Source organism: Borreliella japonica, assembly GCF_030438115.2.
In the GTDB taxonomy this organism is placed as follows: Bacteria; Spirochaetota; Spirochaetia; order Borreliales; family Borreliaceae; genus Borreliella; species Borreliella japonica.
In genome coordinates this window covers 761,968-778,560 of record NZ_CP124062.1, presented here as the reverse complement: position 1 = coordinate 778,560, position 16,593 = coordinate 761,968, and the positions used below count along the sequence as shown (strand labels likewise).

Sequence of the window (16,593 nt, the reverse complement as noted above, 5' to 3'; positions counted from 1 at the left end):
AAGTATGAAATTAAATAGCCTTAATTCAAAAAAAATAAATAAGCATAAGCTACTTATTTATTTAACATGTTTCACAGTTAGTTTTTCTATTATTGGACTGTCATTAGCAATATCTAAGACTATAAACATACAAAAAGATAAAAATTTTGGATATATAAACCCAGCAATTCCCTCAAGACTTTTAGATATCAATGGAAAACAAATAACTCAATTTATATCTGATGAGAATAGAGAATTAATGCCTCTGAGAAAAATGCCTGACAATCTAATTAATACACTTTTAATACGAGAAGATATTGGTTTTTTTTCTCATCGAGGTTTTTCCTTAATGGGAATATTTAGAGCCGCATTTAATATTATTCTTGGTAGATATTTCTCAGGTGGCAGCACATTAACCCAACAACTTGCAAAGCTTCTCTATACAAATCAAGCAAGAAGATCTATTTTAAGGAAATTGCATGAAATATGGTGGGCAATCCAACTTGAAAAAAAACTCTCAAAATACGAAATACTAGAGAAATATCTTAATAAAGTTTATTTTGGAAACGGCAACTATGGAATAGTTGCCGCATCAAAATTCTTTTTCGGAAAAAGCGTAAATAAAATCAATACAGCAGAATCCGTAATGATGATAATCCAACTTCCAAATGCGAAACTTTATTCACCTCTTTACAATCCAGAATTTTCAAAAAAAATACAACGAGCAGTTTTAAACCAAGTTGTATCTAATGGAATAGTAAAAGCCGAAATTGCTGAAAAAGAATTTAATGACTATTGGCAAAATTACGATTGGACTAGAATGGCTGATACATCTGCAATTTCAAGCAAAAAAGACCAGGCTCCTTATTTCTCTGAATATATAAGACAAAAAATACTAAAATATTTACCAGATGATGCAAACATATATAAAGATGGATATTCGATATATTCAACGCTTGACCTTGAAGCACAAAAATATGCAGATAAAGTTACAAACGACATGATCAATAAAGCAAGAACCATGCACAATTTAAACAGATCATCTGAAACAATAATTATTAATTCAGAAATTGTTCCCGTAGTAGATGCAATATCAGATTTATTAGGAATTAAAAATTTAAGAATAAATGGAAAGCAATATAAAAAATTAAGAAAAAGAAAATTTTACGAAGACAATATTGATCTAATTGCAAGCTTTGGAGCTATTCTTGGAATTGATAAAATAGATAAAGCAACAAAAGAATATATTATTAAAAATAAATTAACACCAAAACTCATTGCACAGCCTGAAGGAGCAATGATAGCAATAGACACAACAAACGGAGCAATAAGAGCCATGGTTGGAGGAAGCGGGCATGCCAAAGACAATGAATTTAATCGCGCCACACAAGCAAAAGTTCAACCTGGAAGTGCATTTAAAACATTATATTTTGCAGCCGCAATTGATCTAAAAAAAATAACAGCTGCCACAATGTTTTCAGACTCTCCGGTAGCATTTTTAAATAAAAACGGAGAAATTTATGCTCCAGAAAATTACGGTGGTAAATGGCGGGGCAACGTTTTAACACGCCAAGCATTAGCTTTGTCTTTAAACATTCCGGCATTAAGAATATTAGACAAGCTAGGTTTTGACTCTGCAATTAGCTACTCCTCAAAACTGTTAGGAATAACAGATCCAAAAGAAATAGAAAAAACATTTCCAAAAGTTTATCCACTAGCACTTGGTGTAATATCGGTTTCTCCAATGCAAATGGCAAAAGCCTTTGCAATTTTGGGAAACAGTGGTAACGAAATCGAGCCTTATGGAATAAGATACATCGAAGACAGAACTGGAAGAATAATAGCAAATGAAGAAGCAAGCATATTGGCTAAAATAAAAAATAAAGAACCTCAAAGTCAAATAGTGTCTCCTCAAGCTGCTTATATCATCACGGATATGATGAAATCAACAATTCAATACGGAACCTTAGCAAATCAAAGATACACAAATCTAAAAAATTTTAAATCTGACATTGCTGGAAAGTCGGGAACAACCCAAAATTGGGCAGACGGATGGGCAATAGGGTACTCTCCTTATATAACAACAGCATTTTGGGTTGGATTTGACAAAAAAGGATATTCACTAGGAACATCCGGAACAGGAACAGGATTGGCGGGGCCTAGTTGGGGAGAATTCATGGCAGAATATCACAAAAACTTACCTAAAAAAGTTTTTGCAAAACCTGAAGGAATAATTAGCATTCCCGTACAAGCAGAAACAGGACTACTGCCAGAAGAAATTGCTGAGGAAAAAATAATAAATGAACTATTTATTTCTGGCACTCAGCCAATTGAAAAATCAAAATACTATGAAAATAAAATGGAATTTAAAAATACAATGGAATTTAACATATATGGAATTGATGAGATTAATGATAACAATGAAATAAATTTTGACACTCCTGAATTTGAATATCTTGACAATGAGCTTGAAGGCTTAAACAATAATAATGATGATAGTCTAAACAATAATACTAATACTAATGTTGACGGTCTTAATAACAATAATATTGAAAGCATTAACAATAATAAAAATGAAGATGATGAGATAGAAATCAAGGTTCAAGAACTCTTGAATGAAAATTCGCAACAAGATCTAATAAACAACGACAACAATAACGAAGAAATGATTATTAAAAATAGCGATAAAGAAATTAAAGACGAAGTCATTGTTAATGAAACAAACACAAATACAAAAAGCACAAAAGAATTAAACTCAAACAACAATGAAAATGAAAAAATTAACAATAAAGATGTGAACGGAGAAGATATACAATTGGATTAAAACAATATGTTAATAGATATCGATCAAATAAAAATAAAAAAAAGAATTAGAAAAAATGTAGGTGACATTGAAACTCTAAAAAACAGCATTATAAAACATGGGTTAATTTATCCAATAATAATAGATAAAAATAAAAATTTAATAGCGGGATTTAGAAGATATCAAGCCTTAAAAGAAATCGGCTATAAAGAAGCTGAAGTAAAGGTAATCTCAATTGAAAACAAAAAAACTTTACTTGAAATTGAACTTGATGAGAATAATGTTAGAAAATCATTTACAAAAAGTGAAGCAAACGAGGGTGAAGCTTACTTAAAAATTTATTCTGAAAGCAATATAATAATGAGGTTTCTTAAATTTATTATTTTAAAAATTAAAAACATATGGAAAAGAAAAAATAGAAAAATTTAAACCATAGCAAAGGAGTGTGTTTATGATAAATTACAAAAATCTTAATGAACTTGAAAATTTTAAAATTCTTGAAGAAATTGCCCCAGAAGTGCTCAAAACTGCATTAACTGGAAAAAGAATAAAAGAATACGACATTACAATAGAAGGAGATAGTGTGCATTATAATTATGCTTCAAAGCAAATTAATGAAAATCACCTTAAAATCTTTCAAAATTTAAGCGATGAAGCAAATTTAATAGAAAAATATAAAGAACTACTGGATGGGGAAAAGATTAATATTAGTGAAAATAGAAAAGTTCTACATCACCTAACAAGAGGACAAATTGGTAAGGACGTAATAGAAGATAATAAAGAAAATATGAGAGAGTTTTTCCAATCAGAACTTGAAAAAATATATAATTTTGCAAAACAAGTCCATTCTGGGAATATTAAAAGTGCAAATGGCAAAAAGTTTAAAAATGTAGTTCAAATAGGAATTGGTGGATCAAGTCTGGGACCAAAAGCTCTTTACAACTCAATAAAAAATTATGCAAAAAAACACAATCTAGCCTTAATGAATGGCTATTTTATTTCAAATATTGATCCAGACGAATCAGAAGAGGTGTTAAATAGCATTAATGTTGATGAAACGCTTTTTATTATTGTCTCAAAAAGTGGAAATACATTAGAAACCAAAGCTAATATGCAATTCTTAATAAACAAATTAAAATTAAATGGCATAAAAGAATATAAAAAACAAACAGCTATTATAACATTAAAAGATAGCATGTTGGCATCAGAAGAAAAAGGATATCTTGAATATTTCTTCATGCATGATTCAATAGGTGGAAGATTTTCTCCAACATCAGCAGTTGGGCTTACACTACTTACTCTTTGCTTTACAGAAAAAATTGTAAAAGAAATTATAAAAGGAGCCAATAAGGCTGACAAAAAATCATTAAATAAAAATGTAAAAGACAATGCACCTCTTTTAGCAGCACTAATTAGCATATACGAGAGAAATGTTCTTAACTACAGTAGCAACTGCATCATTGCTTATTCTAAGGCAATGGAAAATTTTTATCTTCACCTACAACAACTTGAAATGGAAAGCAATGGAAAAAGCGTAAACAGATTTAACGAAGAAATAAACTATAAAACTGTAAGAATAATTTGGGGGGGCATTGGAACGGATGTTCAACACTCATTCTTTCAAATGCTTCATCAAGGAACAGATATAGTTCCAATGGATTTCATAGGTTTTAATGAAACACAGCTTAAAGAAGATGTAATATCTGATAATAGCTCAAGCAATGATAAATTAAAAGCAAATTTAATAGCCCAAATAATAGCATTTTCAAAAGGCAAAGAAAATAATAACAAAAATAAAAATTTTAAAGGCGAAAGGCCTTCTGCGCTAATATATTCAAAAGAATTAACACCTTATGCAATAGGATCAATACTCTCCCATTATGAGAATAAAGTAATGTTTGAGGGATTTTTATTAAATATAAACTCATTCGACCAAGAAGGGGTTCAGCTGGGAAAAATTATTGCAAATCAAATTTTAAAAAATGACACTTTTGAAGATGAGGCAATAGAATCTTATTCTAAAAAAATATTAATTCAAGATTAGCTAATTAATTAATCTTGAATATACAACCTTAATTTTAAAAAAGAATGCACTAAGCTTATACAAGAGGTAAGAATGGATAATATAAGTATATTATATACATTGATCAATATTATAATTATGCTTATTCTAATAAGCATAATTTATTTTTGTAAAAGAAAAAATGTTTCTTTTACAAAAAGAGTGTTTATATCATTAGGAATAGGAATAATATTTGGAATGACTATCCAATATTTTTATGGAACAAATTCATCTATAACAAATGAAACTATCAGTTGGATAAGTATTTTGGGTGATGGATACGTAAGACTTCTTAAAATGGTTATAATCCCCTTAATAATAACATCAATAATCTCTGCAATAATAAAATTAACTAACAGTAAAGATGTTGGAAAAATGAGCCTACTTGTAATATTAACACTGGTATTTACAGCAGGTATTGCTGCTGTAATTGGCATTTTCACTGCTTTAATGTTAGGATTAACAGCTGAAGGACTGCAAGCAGAAGCCAGCGAAATTTTACAAGGCGAAAAATTACAAAAAGGACTTGAAATATTAAATCAAACAACAATCACAAAAAAAATCGCAGAACTTATTCCGCAAAATATATTTGAAGATTTGGCAGGACTTAGAAAAAGCTCAACAATTGGAGTCGTAATATTCTCAGCTATCGTAGGAATAGCCGCCCTTAAAACATCTATCAAAAAGCCAGAATCAATAGAGTTTCTTAAAAAAATAATACTAACGCTTCAAGACACAATATTAGGAATAGTAACTTTAATTTTAAAATTAACGCCTTATGCTATATTGGCTTTAATGACAAAAATTACAGCAACCAGCGAAATCAAAAGCATAATAAAGCTTGGAGAATTTGTAATCGCTTCCTACATTGCCATAGGACTTACATTTCTTATGCACATGGCATTAATTGCAATAAATAGATTAAACCCAATTACTTTTATAAAAAAAATATCCCCAGCATTAACATTTGCATTTATATCTAGATCTAGTGCTGCAACCATACCTATTAATATAGAAATTCAAACTAAAAACCTGGGGGTAAGTGAAGGAATAGCAAATTTATCAAGTTCCTTTGGAACATCAATTGGGCAAAATGGTTGTGCAGCACTGCATCCCGCTATGCTCGCAGTAATGATAGCACCAACTCAAGGAATAAACCCTGCAGATGCTTCATTTATACTCACACTTCTTGGATTAATAATAATAACTTCATTTGGAGCTGCTGGCGCTGGCGGAGGCGCAACAACAGCTTCACTAATGGTACTCTCCGCAATGAACTTTCCAGTAGGATTGGTTGGACTTGTAATATCTGTTGAACCTTTAATTGACATGGGAAGAACAGCAGTTAATGTAAGCGATTCAATGCTTGCCGGCATTATATCTGCTAAAAAACTTAAACAATTCAACCTCGATATCTACAACAAAAAAGAGTTCATAAACAAATAAATGGAAAAACAATCATGAAAATAATAATTATTGGAGGCACATCAGCAGGAACTAGTGCTGCAGCTAAAGCAAAACGCTTAAACAAAAAACTAGACATTACTATCTATGAAAAAACAAATATTGTATCCTTTGGGGCTTGTGGCCTACCTTATTTTATAGGGGGATTTTTTGACAATCCAAATACAATGATCTCAAGAACACAAGAAGAATTTGAAAAAACTGGAATCTCTGTTAAAACTAACCATGAAGTCATCAAAGTAGATACAAAAAGCAATACAATTATAATAAAAAATCAAAAAACGGGAAGCATTTTTAATAATACCTACGACAAACTCATGATAGCAACTGGTGCAAAACCCATTATTCCTGCAATCAATAATATTAATCTAAAAAATTTTTATACATTAAGAAATTTAGAAGACGGTCAAAAAATAAAAAAATTAATGGATAAAGAAGAGATTAAAAATATAGTGATAATTGGTGCTGGATATATTGGAATTGAAATGATAGAAGCAGCAAAAAATAAAAGAAAAAATGTAAGATTAATTCAACTAGATAAACACATCCTCACAGATTCCTTTGACGAAGAAATAATTAAAATAATGGAAGAAGAATTAATAAAAAAGGGGATTAATCTTCATACAAGTGAATTTGTAAAAAGTTTAATAGGAGAAAAAAAGGTAGAAGGAGTCGTAACAAACAAAAATACTTATCAAGCTGATGTTGTTATACTTGCTACTGGGATAAAACCTGCTACTGAATTTTTAGAAAATCAGCTTAAAACTACTCCAAATGGAGCAATAATTGTAAATGCGTATGGTGAAACCAGCATAAAAAACATTTTTTCTGCAGGAGATTGTGCAACTATTTATAACATAGTAAGTAAAAAAAATGAATACATACCTCTAGCAACAACAGCCAACAAACTTGGAAGAATAGTCGGTGAAAATTTAGCTGGGAATCATGTTCCATTTGAAGGTACATTGGGCTCAGCTTCAATCAAGATACTATCTTTAGAAGCTGCAAGAACAGGGCTTACAGAAAAAGATGCAAAAAAGCTTCAAATAAAATATAAAACGATTTTTGTAAAGGATAAAAATCATACAAATTATTATCCGGGTCAAGAAGATCTTTATATTAAATTAATTTATGAGGAGAATACCAAAACAATACTTGGAGCACAATCAATAGGAAAAGATGGAGCCGCAATAAGAATCCATGCTTTATCAATTGCAATCTATTCAAAACTTACAACAAAAGAATTGGGAATGATGGACTTCTCATATTCTCCACCATTCTCAAGAACCTGGGATATATTAAATATTGCTGGTAATGCTGCCAAATAAAAAGAACTAAATCAATTAAAATTGATTTAGTTCTTCATGCTAATCGGTTGTCCTGTGCTTGAAAGAACATCTCTCCAAAAAGAACCATTTGGATTAACCTTATTTCTGTCAATTACTGCCATCTTAATTGGTATATGCACAAATTTAGTACTCCACAAACTAATCAACATTTTTGTCTTACCAGACATTGCAGCATGCACAGCATTCGACCCAAGTCTAGCACAATAAAGCGAATCACTAGCATTAGCAGGCGAACTTCTAATAATATAGCTAGGATCTATGTATTTAAGAGTAAATTGTATATTTTTTGCTTTAAAATATTCTGTAATTTTATCTTTAATATAAAGTCCAATATCCTCATAAAGCAAGTTTCCAGAATCGTCTTTCTTGCGAGGAACATGATTAAAATATTTTTGCCCTGCTCCTTCTGCTATCAATATTACTGCATGAGGAATTTCTTCTAAGCTTTCTTTCTCTAAAAGCCGTCTTTCAAGATGAACAAGAAATCCATTAGGACCCTCTATATCAAAATCAAGCTCTGGAATTAAACAAAAATTAACATCATTAGATGAAAGCGCAGTATGAGCAGCAATAAAGCCAGAATCCCGTCCCATAACTTTAACAAGTCCAATGCCATTATAAGCACTATTAGCTTCAAAATGAGCGCCAGCAACAGCTGCAACCGCTTGTTCTACAGCAGTCTCAAATCCAAAAGATTTTTGAACAAACATAAAGTCATTATCTACAGTTTTAGGAATACCAACAACTGATATTTTTAAATTTCTTTTTTCTATTTCCTCAGCAATAAGAAGAGACCCCTTTTGAGTTCCATCTCCACCAATATTAAAAATCATATTAATGTTCATTCTCTCCAAAGTATCAACTATTTCTACAGGCTTAATACCACCCCTTGAAGAGCCGAGAATAGTGCCTCCAAATTTATTAATATCATCGACAACATCTGGATTAAGATTAATAAAAGGTGAATTTGACTCAGGAAGAAGCCCTTGATATCCAAACTTTACCCCATAAATATTTCTAACCCCATAAATTTTCCATAAAGTTCGCACAATAGAACGAATAACGTCGTTAAAGCCAGGACAAAGTCCACCACAAGTAGTAATAGCGGCTTTAACATGTCTGGGCACAAAATAAATTTTTTCCCTAGGTCCAGCTTTTTCTAAAAGGACATCTTCATACCTATCTCCCTTATCTTCATTTCTATATACACTAAACTTAATTTTATTTTTTTCATCAACAAAATGCGAAGAACCCTCGCTAGCATAAAAATCAATCAAAGGATTATTTTGCTTGCATTCTCCCAAACTATCTATTTTAAAATCTAAATTTTCATTTTTAATTCTATACACCAAATACTCCTTTATAGTATTATAGCCCAATTACTTTCTAATAAATTGACTTTGATCTTTAATCATATCGTATATGTCATCATAAATATAAGGCGACCCTTCAACAGAAGATTTAATTAAATTGCCAGCTATAAATTCAAAATATTTATTCAACTTTGAATTCTTATCAAAATCAATAAATGGCACTCTATTATTAATAGCCTCTCTAAAACTTTTTGCAAAAGGCACAAAACCTATAAACTCTATTGGTATATTAATATTATTCTTAACAACATTAATCAAATTTTCACACATAGCAATCTCTTCACTAGTTTCTATTCTATTCAACACCACTCTAGGATAAAAATTATTCATCATCTTCTTAACTTTCAAAGAAGAACTCAAAGAAATAAGTTCAATCCCAACAACCAAATCTTTAAACCCAAGTTTTGTCCCTTCAATCTTATCTTTAAAAAAATTACCAATATAATCGCGCTCAGGACTTTTTTGCGGAAAGCCCAAATATAAAAGACGATAAAGAGCATTCTTTAAAAAAGAATAAGCATTAAGTATAGAAGGTGTTTCTGGTATTGTAACAATTATACCACTATAAGATGCTAAATAAAAATCTATTGTATTATAAGAAGTTCCAGATCCTAAATCTAAAAAAATAAAATCAGCAATAAGATCTTTTTGAATAGATTCTATAATCTTTTTCTTAACAGAAAAAGGAAGATTGGCTGTACCTGTATAAAGAGCATCGCCTGGAATAAGGTAAAGTCTATCATAAGACGTTTTGCATACTAAATCTGAAAAACTTCTATCCTTCTTATTAATAAAAGAACCAATGCCCACACCCTTATTTTTAACACCCAAACACGTATGTAAATTAGAACCCCCAAGATCAAGGTCAACAAGTATTACAGTTTTACCTAAACTAGAAAGCTTATAACCAACATTTGCAACAAAAGATGTTTTTCCAACACCACCTTTACCACTTGCCACAGGAATAATTTTAGTCATTCTTAAATCCTAATTATCCTTACGATCTTTTTGAAAAATCTTCATAAAATTAAAAATCCCTACAAATCTGGATTTCTTTTCAGAATCTTTATTTAAATTTTCATCCTCTTTGGAAACCGAAATTAAATCTTTAATTAAATCTTTATTGTTTGTAAAATTTTCAATACTATCTGGTTTCCCACAAATCACAATTTTATCATCTTTTAAAAAAAAATAATCGCCATCAACAAATTCATATCTGGAATTACTTAAATTCCTAACAGCAATAACTGTAATCCCACATTCTCTTCTAAGATCAGCCTCAAAAAGAGTTTTCCCAACATATTCTTTAGGAATAACAGTTTCAGCAACAATAATATCATAGCCAATAATATTATAAGTTGAAAGATTAGGAGACACCAATAATGGGGTTAATCTTCTTGCAGCATCTTTACTTGGAAATATAATTTTTGTTGCACCAAGAGTTTTTAATATTTCAGCATCATCTCTATTTTCTGTCTTAACGCATATTTCCTTTAAACCTAAAAGATTACAATAGTGAGTTACAAGAGCACTTTTGCCAAGATCATCATCAAAATCAATCACAACAGCATCTGTATCTACAGGAATTATCCTTTTCAAAGCATTTTTAGTGAATTGTTCAACAACAAAGCTTTCTGTCGATATCACATCATATTCTTCAATAAGCTCCTTAGATGTATCTATGATAATAATTTGACAATCAAGCCTGCTTAAATCTTCAAGCAAGTGAATTCCTAAATTACTAAGTCCAATAATAACAAATGTTTTCATATGATTCAACCAACCAAAATATCCTGCCTTGGTCTTGTAAATTCTTCAAAACGTGACTTTTTTGAAACAAAAACAGCCATTGAAAAAAGCCCTATTCTTCCTGCAAACATAGTAAAAATTATAATGACTTTGCCCCAAAATGACAAATCCTGAGTTACTCCAACCGAAAGACCAACTGTTCCAAAAGCAGAAAATACTTCATAACCCAAATCAATAACCTTCCAATTGCCAGATCCCCCTCCCTCAAAAAAAAGAAGCATAAAAAAGGAAAAACTTAAAATAAAAATAGCTCTTGCAAAAAATAAAAGTGCAAATCTTATACTATCTATTGAAACTTTGTAAGACCCAATAATATATCCATTGCCGTTTTGATTTTTAAAAACGGCCAATACAATTAAAAAAAATGTTGTAATCTTGATTCCCCCTGCAGTTGATCCGGGTGCTCCACCAATAAACATGAATGGCAGAGAAACTATTTGAGTTCTTCCGCTTATCAAAGAATTATCAAGATAATTAAAACCAGCTGTTCTAGTACTAATCGAATAAAAAATTGAATTAAATATTAGAGTACCTATTGAATAACCATCTTTTAACTTATGCATCTCTGTAAAAAAGAATAAAATTGCACCACTTACAATTAAAACAAAACTTAAAGAAAAAACTATTTTGGCATGAAGTGATAGTTTTTTTTTGTTCTTAATAGTATTATTTACATCTCTATAGACCATAAACCCAAGTCCACCACAAATTATTAAAATAGAAACCACAACTATAGCTTCAGGAACATCTCGCCATGCATAAATACTCTCAGAATGCATGGAAAAACCCGCATTGCAAAAAGCAGAAATTGTCGTAAATAAAGCCTCTAAGAATGAAATATTAACTCCCCTAAGTTTAAAACAAACAAGTATTAATATTAATCCTATCATTTCAATTGAAAAAGTTATAAACAAGATACTTTTTAAAATTCTAATAGGATTATATTCTATATTTGAAAGAGAATACTGCTTTATTATTCTTGCATCTGTTAAATTCATTTTCTTTTTAGGTATAAGCAAATAAAAAGTAGTAATACTTATAAATCCTAGTCCCCCAAGCTGGACTAGCAACATTATTAAAATAAATCCAAAAGTAGAAAAACTTTCTATTTCAACCGTTAAAAGACCTGTAATACTTACAGCAGAAACAGCAGTAAAAAGAGCATCAATGTATGCTAATTTGTCATCACCTTCCCAAGAAATAGGCAGCATTAACAAAAGAGAGCCTATAAGCATAATTAAAACAAAATAACTAAAAAGTAAAAATCTGTCGCTAAATTCAAATTTCAACATATCATACAAAAAGTTGTTTAAATTATTAAAAATCCATCTTATATGGCATAATATTTTAACATTGAAATATTATCATAATTACATTATTTTTAATATATGTTCGAGATAGAATCAAAATCATTTATTCCCCCAAAAGAATTAAAAAGAATAATTAAGCTAGCAAACGAAAAATTCAAGTTTATTAAAGAAGAAATAAAAACTGACATTTATTACTCAAACCACAAAAAAATCATAAGAATAAGAAAATTAAATACTCTAGAAAAAATTGTCACATTTAAAAAAAAAATATTAGACAACAGCAATACTATAGAAATTAATAAAGAAGTAGAATTCAAAATAGATAATGTTAACAATTTTTTAATCCTTATGAAGGAGCTTAAATTTAAAAAGCTATACAAAAAGATAAAAAAAAGTTTAATTTACCAAACTAATAATTTAAATGTAGAGATAAACGAAATAAAAAATCTTGGATTTTTTTTAGAAATAGAAAAAATAACCAACAATCAAAATGATACAGATTTGGCAAAAAAAGAAATTGACAGTATAATCAATCAATTTGGATTAAAAGAAAACCTTGAAACTAGGCCTTACTTTGAATTACTTTCATTGGCAAACCAAGGTAAAAAATAATTCATTAGAACTAGAACTTAAAGTAGATACTACAAGTCCTTTATTGCCGTAAATTCCAATCTGAGGATGAATAACATTACTCTTAAAATGCTCCGACTTATTTAAAAAGTACCAATTTTTATTCTTAAAATAAATTAATCTCACATTATTATTGTCTTCAAAAGCTAAAAACAAATTATTCTTATAAAGCCCAATATCAATACTTAAACCTTCCATTTCAACATTTGGACTTATATTAATCCACCTATTGCTTTTAAAAGGACAAATATTTACAATAGGTCTATTTTCAGAAACAAAACTCATAATTATTTGATTAAAATTAGAATCAAAAAAACCTTTAATAAAATTAGCCATATAAACAGAAGGAATATTCGCATTCACCCAAGCATTCTCATTGTTTACAATAAATTCAGATTTAATCTCATTATTTGACTTATAATTATAAAAAATACCTAAAAAAGGCTCAGATATTAGTCCAATGTTTGATGAATTAACATTAGAATCACCTTTGCTTAAATAAGAATGTATTACATCGGTCCAAATGCTTCCATAGCCCATATTTGAGATTAAATTGATTTTATATTCACCTCCAATTTCCCTTAAATAGGCCAAATACAACCTATCCTTTAAATCAATACTAATATTTAATAAATACCCAAAATTTTCTATGTATCCAGGACTAATATCAATCCATTTTCTACTATTAAATTTTTTAACTACAAGTTCACTAGCAAAATCAGCCCCAGATTTTGTAACAAAAGCAATATATAAATTTCCTTTTGAATTAATTGAAAAATCAAAATTAACTATATTGATAATATTTCCATTAACAGATGAATCAAGATTAAACCAACCAACACCCTCAATAAATTCAGCAACTTTAATGTCATCGCTATTTTCTAACTGATAAGCAATATAAATATTGCTTTTATAAATTCTTAATACATACTTTTTAAGCTTGGTGGTCAAATTTAAAACAGGCAAATCTTTTAAGGTGAAAAATAAATCTTCTTTTTCAATCTTAGATGTTTTAGCTTTCAGGGAATCGCTATTTAAAATTGAAAAATCTAAATCTGTAAGCGAAAACTTTATGTTTTCGTTTTTAGTACCAACGTATATTATTGCATAAAGAGAATTTTTATCTAATCTTATTTTAAAATCTCTTCTTTTTACTTTATCGGTTATGTACTTTTTATTAGAAATATCATAAATTTTAAAAACAAAATCGGAATTTGAACTCTTATCTAAAGTTAAAATATAATCAGAAGATTTGCTGACTTTTAAATAAACGCTTTCTTTTCCATTTTTGCTTAAAATGCTCAAAGGACTAATTTCCGTTAATATTTGACTTACTTGAGCCTGAATGGAAGAAAGTTTTGTAAATAAAAATAGCAAAATTAATGCCTTATTTTTTTTCATATTTTTTTACATTCAAGAATACTAACACATAGTCTAAAAATGATAAAATTGCAAAAAAAGCAGCACAAATATACATTGTTTGAACAATAAATAAAAATTTAAATTCAAAATTTAAAATATAGCTAATAAAATTTTGAGTCGATTCTATAAAGCTGAGCTGATTTAAAGTATAAAACAAAAGACTTGCAAAAGTACAAAAAGCATAAAGAATTGATTTTAATTTTCCCAAAAAATTAGCTTGTTGAACTATATTAAACTGAATAATCAAATTTCTAACAAAACCAATAGAAATTTCACGATAAATAAATATTACAAAAAAATAATAAGGGGTTATGCCTTTGTAAAAGAAAAAAACAAAATACGTTAAATGCTGCAAAACATCTGCATAAGGATCTAAAATTTTACCCACATTGCTAACAAGACCACACTTTCTTGCAAGATACCCATCAATAAAGTCAGTAAATTCATTAAAAATGATTAAAAACCAAATAATTCCAAAAAACAAATATGGAAAAAATATATTTTCCAAAAAAAATAAAATTAATATAATAAAGGAAAGTATAATCCTGACTAATGTTATTTTATTAGGAGTAATAATCTTGATTAAATTATTCAATTTATCAAATCTCCTTATCTCTTATTTTTAATAAAATAAATTTAAGAGCTTCATCAAGTTTAATTCCATTTATTTGTTCATTTGTTCTTGTTCTAATAGATATTCTTTCTTCTGTTGCTTCTCTCTCGCCAATTATAAACATATAAGGTATTTTTTTAGTCTGATATTCCCTAATTTTAGCATTCATTCTTGAAGAACTATTATCAAGCTTTATTCTAATTCCCTCATTTTTAAATTTATTAAAAACCTTAATAGCATAATCTCCCACAACATTATTAACAGGAATGATTACCGCTTGAACAGGAGACAACCATAAAGGAAATGCTCCACCATAATGCTCTACAAGAATTCCAAAAAATCTCTCAATAGATCCCAACAAAGCTCTATGAATCATAAATGGTCTTTTTTCTTTGCCATCCTCAGCAGTATAAGTCATATTAAATCTCTCAGGGAGATTAAAATCAAATTGAATTGTACTCATCTGCCACTCTCTCTCAAGCGAATCAACTATCTTAAGATCAATCTTAGGCCCATAAAAAGCTCCTCCCCCTTTATCAATTTCATAAGGAACTTTAAAATCACTTAAAGTCTCTTCAAGAACCTTTAAAGACATTTTCCAGTCAGCATCATTCCCAACAGACTTTTCAGGCTTTGTAGAAAGATATGCCTTTAAATTGCTAAATCCAAATTTATTCCATATATAAATAGCAAATCTAAGAACTTCTTTAATCTCATCTACAACTTGAGAATTAGTACATATAATATGAGCATCATCTTGGGTAAAACCTCTAGCTCTCATCATACCGTGCAAAGCACCTATCTTTTCATAACGATATACAGTACCAAGTTCCGCCCATCTAAATGGTAAATCTCTATAGGAATACTTACCTGTATTGTAAATTGCAATATGAAAAGGACAATTCATGGGCTTAAGATAATAATCACTTTTATCCATTTCTATTTTTTCAAACATGCTATCCTTATAAAAATCTAAATGCCCAGAAGTTTGCCAAAGCCAAGATTTACCAATATGAGGAGTAAAAAGAATATCATACCCATTTTTAGAGTGCTCTTCTCTCCAAAAATCCTCTATTAAAGCTCTTATTTTGGCCCCATTGGGATGAAAAAAAATAAGTCCTGGGCCAATCTCCTCATGAATAGAAAATAAATCTAACTCTTTTCCAAGCTTTCTATGGTCTCTTTTTTTTATTTCCTCTCTCAAATTAAGATAAGATTTTAACTCTTTTTCATTATTCCATAAAGTTCCATAAATTCTAGTCAGCATTTTATTTTTTTCATTACCTCGCCAATAAGCCCCAGCAATACTAATAAGCTTAAATGCTTTTGGATCAATTTTATTCATACTCTCAACATGAGGTCCCCTACAAAGATCGATAAAATTATGACTCTTATAAATAGAAATTTCATTTTGTAAATCAAAATTTTTAATCAAATCAATCTTATAAGGTTCATCTTTAAAAATTTCAAGAGCCTGTTCTACGCTTATTATCTCTTTTTCAAAAAAACTCCCAGTCTTTAAAATCTCCTTCATCCTATTTTCTATATCTAAAAGAGAATCTTCTGTAATTTGCTTTTCAAATTCAAAATCATAATAAAAACCATCTTTAATAGGGGGACCTATTGCGATTTTAGTATTTGGAAATAAATCGCGCACAGCTTCCGCCATAACATGGGCTATTGAATGTCTTTTTTTGTAAAGAGTATCTTCTTTATCTAAATCTTTACTCACAAAAATACCTTTAATATTTCTATTTTCATTAAAAATTTTATTAAAAA

General features: G+C 29.2%; 13 protein-coding genes. 6 read left to right on the top strand and 7 right to left on the bottom strand.

Going from position 1 to position 16,593, the window contains the following annotated elements:
* Nucleotides 1–4: 4 nt before the first annotated feature.
* The 5 genes from QIA21_RS04305 (at nucleotide 5) to QIA21_RS04285 (ending at nucleotide 7,636) form a co-directional block, all read left to right on the top strand.
* A complete protein-coding gene (locus tag QIA21_RS04305; RefSeq protein ID WP_301393252.1) occupies nucleotides 5–2,803 on the top strand; it encodes a penicillin-binding protein 1A in 2,799 nt (932 codons plus the stop codon).
* Nucleotides 2,804–2,809: 6 nt separating this feature from the next.
* Complete coding sequence (locus QIA21_RS04300; RefSeq protein ID WP_091971723.1) at nucleotides 2,810–3,211, top strand: ParB N-terminal domain-containing protein; 402 nt, start codon at nucleotides 2,810–2,812, stop codon at nucleotides 3,209–3,211.
* 22 nt (nucleotides 3,212–3,233) lie between these two features.
* Nucleotides 3,234–4,826 (top strand): glucose-6-phosphate isomerase, encoded by a 1,593-nt coding sequence (locus QIA21_RS04295; RefSeq protein WP_301393251.1) that lies wholly within the window; start codon nucleotides 3,234–3,236, stop codon nucleotides 4,824–4,826.
* Between the two features lie 72 nt (nucleotides 4,827–4,898).
* Nucleotides 4,899–6,290 (top strand): cation:dicarboxylate symporter family transporter, encoded by a 1,392-nt coding sequence (locus QIA21_RS04290; RefSeq protein ID WP_301393250.1) that lies wholly within the window; start codon nucleotides 4,899–4,901, stop codon nucleotides 6,288–6,290.
* Between the two features lie 14 nt (nucleotides 6,291–6,304).
* Nucleotides 6,305–7,636 (top strand): CoA-disulfide reductase, encoded by a 1,332-nt coding sequence (locus QIA21_RS04285; RefSeq protein WP_091971729.1) that lies wholly within the window; start codon nucleotides 6,305–6,307, stop codon nucleotides 7,634–7,636.
* Between the two features lie 26 nt (nucleotides 7,637–7,662).
* Here QIA21_RS04285 and QIA21_RS04280 read toward each other — a convergent pair whose 3' ends face one another.
* The 4 genes from QIA21_RS04280 to QIA21_RS04265 are packed head-to-tail and all read right to left on the bottom strand — an operon-like array spanning nucleotide 7,663 to nucleotide 12,131.
* Nucleotides 7,663–9,006 carry an ATP-dependent 6-phosphofructokinase gene (locus QIA21_RS04280; RefSeq protein ID WP_091971731.1) on the bottom strand — a complete coding sequence of 448 codons (1,344 nt, stop codon included), beginning with the start codon at nucleotides 9,004–9,006 and terminating at the stop codon, nucleotides 7,663–7,665.
* Between the two features lie 30 nt (nucleotides 9,007–9,036).
* On the bottom strand, nucleotides 9,037–10,008 hold the full coding sequence (locus QIA21_RS04275; RefSeq protein ID WP_301393249.1) for a MinD/ParA family protein: 972 nt from the start codon (nucleotides 10,006–10,008) through the stop codon (nucleotides 9,037–9,039).
* Between the two features lie 9 nt (nucleotides 10,009–10,017).
* Nucleotides 10,018–10,800: a potassium channel family protein gene (locus QIA21_RS04270; protein ID WP_091972272.1), complete on the bottom strand. Its 783-nt coding sequence runs from the start codon at nucleotides 10,798–10,800 to the stop codon at nucleotides 10,018–10,020.
* Nucleotides 10,801–10,805: 5 nt separating this feature from the next.
* Nucleotides 10,806–12,131, bottom strand: a complete 1,326-nt coding sequence (locus QIA21_RS04265; RefSeq protein ID WP_301393392.1) for a TrkH family potassium uptake protein — start codon at nucleotides 12,129–12,131, stop codon at nucleotides 10,806–10,808.
* A gap of 96 nt (nucleotides 12,132–12,227) precedes the next feature.
* On the opposite strand from QIA21_RS04265, the gene cyaB reads away from it, so the two are divergent.
* The gene (cyaB, locus tag QIA21_RS04260) at nucleotides 12,228–12,761 is read left to right on the top strand and encodes a class IV adenylate cyclase (RefSeq protein ID WP_091971739.1); all 534 of its coding nucleotides are present in this window, start codon (nucleotides 12,228–12,230) and stop codon (nucleotides 12,759–12,761) included.
* Here cyaB and QIA21_RS04255 read toward each other — a convergent pair.
* From QIA21_RS04255 to thrS, 3 genes are read right to left on the bottom strand one after another with little or no spacing between them, the layout of a single operon-like run.
* Nucleotides 12,735–14,180: a hypothetical protein gene (locus QIA21_RS04255; RefSeq protein ID WP_301393248.1), complete on the bottom strand. Its 1,446-nt coding sequence runs from the start codon at nucleotides 14,178–14,180 to the stop codon at nucleotides 12,735–12,737. The two genes, cyaB and QIA21_RS04255, sit on opposite strands and share 27 nt — an antisense overlap.
* On the bottom strand, nucleotides 14,167–14,796 hold the full coding sequence (gene pgsA, locus QIA21_RS04250; RefSeq protein ID WP_301393246.1) for a CDP-diacylglycerol--glycerol-3-phosphate 3-phosphatidyltransferase: 630 nt from the start codon (nucleotides 14,794–14,796) through the stop codon (nucleotides 14,167–14,169). The genes QIA21_RS04255 and pgsA overlap by 14 nt, the downstream gene beginning before the upstream one ends.
* 4 nt (nucleotides 14,797–14,800) lie before the next feature.
* Complete coding sequence (thrS, locus tag QIA21_RS04245) at nucleotides 14,801–16,546, bottom strand: threonine--tRNA ligase (protein WP_301393244.1); 1,746 nt, start codon at nucleotides 16,544–16,546, stop codon at nucleotides 14,801–14,803.
* Nucleotides 16,547–16,593 lie beyond the last annotated feature (47 nt).